The organism is Nostoc sp. UCD121 (assembly GCF_014222285.1).
In the GTDB taxonomy this organism is placed as follows: Bacteria; Cyanobacteriota; Cyanobacteriia; order Cyanobacteriales; family Nostocaceae; genus Nostoc.
In genome coordinates this window covers 1-4,907 of record NZ_JACKZS010000347.1, presented here as the reverse complement: position 1 = coordinate 4,907, position 4,907 = coordinate 1, and the positions used below count along the sequence as shown (strand labels likewise).

Sequence of the window (4,907 nt, the reverse complement as noted above, 5' to 3'; positions counted from 1 at the left end):
GCCCCCCACTCCCCACTCCCCACTCGGTATTATTGCGGTAAAAAGATAAATGCGATCGCTACGCAAAATTTGGGACAGTAGTTAAGAAACCTAACCAGTTTTAACTCAAAATTATGCCAAAGCCTCGTTTTTTTCGCTTCTTTTACTACCTCAATTGGCGCACGCTCAAAAAAACTTTTGCTAGGACAATGGAAAGACGACTTTTGGGACTTGCCTCAGAAATCGCCTTCAATGCCATGTTATCGCTGTTTCCAGCGATTCTTGCTGTCCTCACAGCCATTGGTTTATTGGCAGAATCTTTACAAGCTACCTTTAAACAACTAGCGGCCCAACTTAGTCAAATCCTACCTGAACAGGCCCTGGTTCTAATTCGTGATTTTGCTACCACAGAAATTACCAATTCTAGAAACAGTGGCTTATTTTCTTTGAGCTTTGTATTAGCAATTTGGACTGCTTCTGGGGCGGTGAATACCGCTATGACAGCCCTCGACCAAATTCATCAAATTCCTTCAGAAAATATGCGCCCCTTTTGGAAAGCCAAGCTCGTCTCTCTGGGATTAACAGTTGGTACTATGTTGCTTTTAGTGCTGGCTTCTTTCTTAGTGTTTACCAGCGATTGGCTTTTGGGAATCGTAGTGCGCGAGAATAGTTCCTTGATCGTCTTATTGCATCTTTGGCAGCTGTTACGCTGGCCTTTAGCTTTAAGTATTGTTGCTGTTGCTTTTGGCTTTGTCTATCGCTATGGGCCAAGTGTATGGAACTCAGGCACGCCAATGATGCCCGGAGCAATTTTGGCAGCTGTTTTTTGGGCAATATTATCTGCTCTATTTAGGCTTTATGTGGCGAATTTTGGCAATTATAATAAAGTATATGGTGCTATAGGGGCTGTGATAGTTTTAATGCTCTGGCTGTCGATGAGTGCTGCTGTACTGTTAATCGGCGATCAGTTGAACGTGACAGTCGGTGAAGATATGCGCCTAAAAGCACAGTCACAATCTAACAAAAAATATTAATTTGTAAATCCTTGAGAAAACTTTTGCAAAAGCTCACTAGGGGAGTAGAATATCTAACGATTCAATGCAAAATTAGCGATCGCCTTCATGCCAGATTCTCCTCCTCGGTTTTCTATGATTGAACCTGATGCTAAAGCACCCACCTTGAAGCGCCTGCGTCAGTTAAGTCGCCTGCTGGATAATGTTATTACTATTCCTGGTACAAAGATTGGTTTTGGTCTAGATCCAATTTTAGGACTTATACCTATTGGTGGTGATTTTTTGGGAGTCATGTTTTCTAGCTACATCATCCTAGAAGCAGCGCGGCTGGGTGTCTCTAGAGCCACTTTAGGTAAAATGGTTGTAAATGTGATCCTTGATGGCTTGGTAGGCGCTGTCCCCGTTTTGGGAGACTTCTTTGATTTTGCCTGGAGAGCTAACACTAATAATATCAAGCTATTGGAAGAATACTTAAAGTTTCCTAGCGAGCAAAAGAGTGCAGACAAGTTATTTATCATTGCTCTTTTAGTTGGATTGTTGCTAATATCCATTGTTTTAGTAGCATTACCCGTGATCCTAATTAGAATATTCTGGAACGCTTTAACTGGTGGTTAAATTATTGATAGATAATGGAATGAAAGATTGGTGGCAAGCTACTTTTCCCAACGGACGGCAAACTTTAATTATTACTGATGCTAAAGGCTATCCTGTACAAATTTCTTATGGCGAAAAAGGTAGAGGGAAACCGTTAATTTTATTACATGGCATGGGTAGTTGGAGCTATAATTGGCGACACAGTGTCACAGAATTATCTAAATATTTTCGGGTAATTTGTTTTGATGCCAAAGGTTTTGGATTTTCTGAAAAACCATTGTCTCGTCGAGAACACAACGGTCATCAAGTTATTGAGTTTCAAAGAATTATTCAGGCATTATGTGATGAACCCGCAGTGATTGTAGCGGAATCTCTGGGGGGATTAGTTGCCCTTGCTCTTGCTCAAGAAAATCCGCAGTTAATCGGGCAGCTTGTAGTAGTAAATGTACCTGTTTTTGCTAAACGTCTACCCCATTGGGCTATGGGATTACTTGCCCAAACCCCTCTAGAAATCATCCAAACAATTGACTCCTTACGTCTAGCATATTTGTTTGCACCTCTATTAAGAGAAATTATGGCAGTAGAAAGACGTGGGGTATTATTTGATCCGTCAATTTTGACAAAAGAAGATGTCTATTGGATAACTTACCCCTTTGTTCAATTTCCTGGTACGATTGTCAAAGTTGCCGAAGAGTTACAAATAGCAGCGCGAGAAATTGAGAATTGGCAAGCAAATAAGCCAAATATGCTTACCAAAATTCAAAATAAACTAAGTGCAATTAAGTGTCCTACACTAGTTTTATGGGGCGATCAAGATAGTTGGTTTCCTGCTACTCATGGTGAAAAATTACATCAGCATATCCCAAATTCCAAATTAAAAATTTTGTCTAACTGCTATCATGACGCTTCAACTGGTGCTTCTAAGGAGTTGAATGCAGCGATTCTGGAATTTTTACGGGATGGTGAAACTGTACTAAGACCGCTTGATGGCTAAGGTAAGTCCATCGGCAATGGGGACAAGGGAGAGTGTTACCCGTTCATCATGATGTAACTTCTCATTGAGTGCGCGAATCGATTGGGTGCTTTCATCTTGATTTTCTGGGTCAGCAACTTGTCCTGACCATAAAACATTATCAATCGCAATCAATCCACCTGGACGCAATAATTGCAGTGATCGCTCATAATATACATCATAATTTTCTTTATCAGCATCAATAAAAGCAAAATCAAATGTCTCTGCTTGTCCAGTTGCCAACAGCTGATCTAAAGTTTCTAAACCTGGAGCCAATCGTAGATCGATTTTATGGGCAACTCCGGCTTCTTGCCAATATCGGCGAGCGATCGCAGTAAATTCTTCACTCACATCAGCAGCGATAATTTTACCATCATCAGGAAGGGCTAAAGCAACTGAGAGCGAGCTATAACCTGTAAATACACCAACTTCTAGGGTTTTCTTGGCTCCAATCAGCTGTACTAGCAGTCTCATAAACTGCCCTTGTTCTGGTGAAATCTGCATTGTGCTTCTGGGATGACTGGCAGTTTCTTGGCGCAACTTCAAAAGAATCTCTGGTTCCCGCAGTGAAACGGATAAAAGGTAATTATAGAGTTGATCGTCAAGACCTATAGACTGTTTTGGCATGGTAGATGAAAGAATTGCAATAATCTACAGTTATACTATCGTCTAAAAGTGGTTTATCAAACATCAGACAAGAGGACTTTTAAAATATCCTCTAACCCGGATTTCTCACTTGTGAGAAATCCAGGCTAAATTCTCACTGCGGAGTCTTTCTTCAATATATACCAAATACCGTTATTATTTTGACGTAAAATCTGATATTTTTGCTCAACAAATTCCAGCAAATTTGGGAATTTGTCTTTGATTATAGCCTGGGGTTCGTAATCAATAAAAATATAAGGAGGCTTTGATGAATCTAACTGCTTTATAAGTGCTGACCATTGCTCAGATAGAAAATATTCAAGGGCCCAACCACGTAGTATTGTAGCTTGAGTCCGACCAGAAAAATAGTAGATAGATGGATCGCCAGCTACATAGATATCACCAACAATATTTCCTGCTTGAGATATAAAATTAGCTTCTGAACGAAGAGATGGATATTTTGGTCTAAAGGCAGCCTGATATTGTAATCGTGTATCTTCAGTTAAAGCAAAATTATTATTAACTAGAGTAATACTCTTTTTTACGAAAGTGGAAGAGAAAGGTAAAAACAATAGAAATACCAGCAAAATAGTTGGGATTCGAGACTTTAATCCTTTTAAAGACTCCCACAATATATCTAATCCCTTAGTTGCTAAAATACCTAGAGGTACAAATAATAGTAAATAATGGTATTCCCACAATGCTGTTTCCTGTAAAAAAATAACAGACAAACCAAAAATACACCAAACAACAAGTAACAAAGTCAATATATTCTTAGACTTATACAACGATACATATACTGCAACAGAGGTCATTAAAATTAAAGAATAAAAATTCTGTAATAACCATTTCATTCCTAAAACAAAATTAGTCTTATTAAATGCAGCATTAGCAACAATCATCGGTGGATATATAAAAAATGTCTTAAACACTATCGCAAAACTATTAACCGAGATAAAGTAGCTGGCAACAACCAAAAGAGGAAATGTAACTCCTATAAAAATTGGGATAAAAATCTCAATGAAGTTTTTTTGAATACTTTGGCGTTCTATTAGTATAGAATACATGAATATACTTAGCCAAAATGAAACTAATATCAGCAGAAATAAGAATTTAAATAAAAGTACAATTCCGCCTAAAAAACCTGACAGTAAAAGCAGATAAAATCTTTGTTTTCCTTCTTTTTTAAAAGATTTAAAAGTAACCCAAAGACAAAGGAATAAAGGAAAACCGACTAGTGCTTCTACTTGAGTCAGATGCCAAGCACCGGAAACAATATAGTAAACGCCAACTGTTAACAAAGGTACTAGACTTGCAATTATCTGATGTCGAAAATAGCTTTTTAGAGTCAGCAGCAATATTATCGCAAAAAATACCATGTAAATAAGTTCAAATACATGGATACCAATCTCATTAAAACCAAACAAAGTTCCTGCTAAAAAATAAAATGAGAAAATACCCGGTTGTTTAATATCCCAAAAATCCCGATAAAGTACCTTTCCTTGCTGCATCTCCAAAGCACCTAGCCTAAAAAATGCTTGATCTCCGTCAAATGGAAAAGGTAAATGTATCAGACCAATAATGGCAATAGTAATCAAAACTATAAAGTCAATTTTATTTAATTTAGCAATATTAATCATGGAAATTTAAATTTATATTTAAGT

At 37.8% G+C, this 4,907-nt stretch carries 5 protein-coding genes; 3 read left to right on the top strand and 2 right to left on the bottom strand.

Annotation, left to right across the window (positions count from 1 at the left end; translation table 11 throughout):
• Positions 1-113 precede the first annotated feature (113 nt).
• The 3 genes from GNF10_RS35220 (at position 114) to GNF10_RS35210 (ending at position 2,580) form a co-directional block, all read left to right on the top strand.
• The gene (locus GNF10_RS35220; protein ID WP_185581939.1) at positions 114-1,013 is read left to right on the top strand and encodes a YihY/virulence factor BrkB family protein; all 900 of its coding nucleotides are present in this window, start codon (positions 114-116) and stop codon (positions 1,011-1,013) included.
• Between the two features lie 87 nt (positions 1,014-1,100).
• Positions 1,101-1,607, top strand: coding sequence for a DUF4112 domain-containing protein (locus tag GNF10_RS35215; protein ID WP_185581940.1), 507 nt, complete (start codon positions 1,101-1,103; stop codon positions 1,605-1,607).
• 19 nt (positions 1,608-1,626) lie between these two features.
• Complete coding sequence (locus GNF10_RS35210) at positions 1,627-2,580, top strand: alpha/beta fold hydrolase (RefSeq protein ID WP_185581941.1); 954 nt, start codon at positions 1,627-1,629, stop codon at positions 2,578-2,580.
• On the opposite strand, the gene GNF10_RS35205 is transcribed toward GNF10_RS35210, so the two are convergent.
• Together GNF10_RS35205 and GNF10_RS35200 are read right to left on the bottom strand one after the other, a co-directional pair.
• Positions 2,560-3,225: a class I SAM-dependent methyltransferase gene (locus GNF10_RS35205; RefSeq protein WP_185581942.1), complete on the bottom strand. Its 666-nt coding sequence runs from the start codon at positions 3,223-3,225 to the stop codon at positions 2,560-2,562. The genes GNF10_RS35210 and GNF10_RS35205 overlap by 21 nt on opposite strands.
• Before the next feature lie 125 nt (positions 3,226-3,350).
• The gene (locus GNF10_RS35200) at positions 3,351-4,883 is read right to left on the bottom strand and encodes a hypothetical protein (protein WP_185592854.1); all 1,533 of its coding nucleotides are present in this window, start codon (positions 4,881-4,883) and stop codon (positions 3,351-3,353) included.
• Positions 4,884-4,907: the final 24 nt, after the last annotated feature.

Coding starts and splice junctions, on each gene's coding strand:
- GNF10_RS35220 (WP_185581939.1), top strand. CDS start 114: ATGCCAAAGCCTCGTTTTTTTCGCTTCTTTTACTACCTCAATTGGCGC.
- GNF10_RS35215 (WP_185581940.1), top strand. CDS start 1,101: ATGCCAGATTCTCCTCCTCGGTTTTCTATGATTGAACCTGATGCTAAA.
- GNF10_RS35210 (WP_185581941.1), top strand. CDS start 1,627: ATGAAAGATTGGTGGCAAGCTACTTTTCCCAACGGACGGCAAACTTTA.
- GNF10_RS35205 (WP_185581942.1), bottom strand. CDS start 3,225: ATGCCAAAACAGTCTATAGGTCTTGACGATCAACTCTATAATTACCTT.
- GNF10_RS35200 (WP_185592854.1), bottom strand. CDS start 4,883: ATGATTAATATTGCTAAATTAAATAAAATTGACTTTATAGTTTTGATT.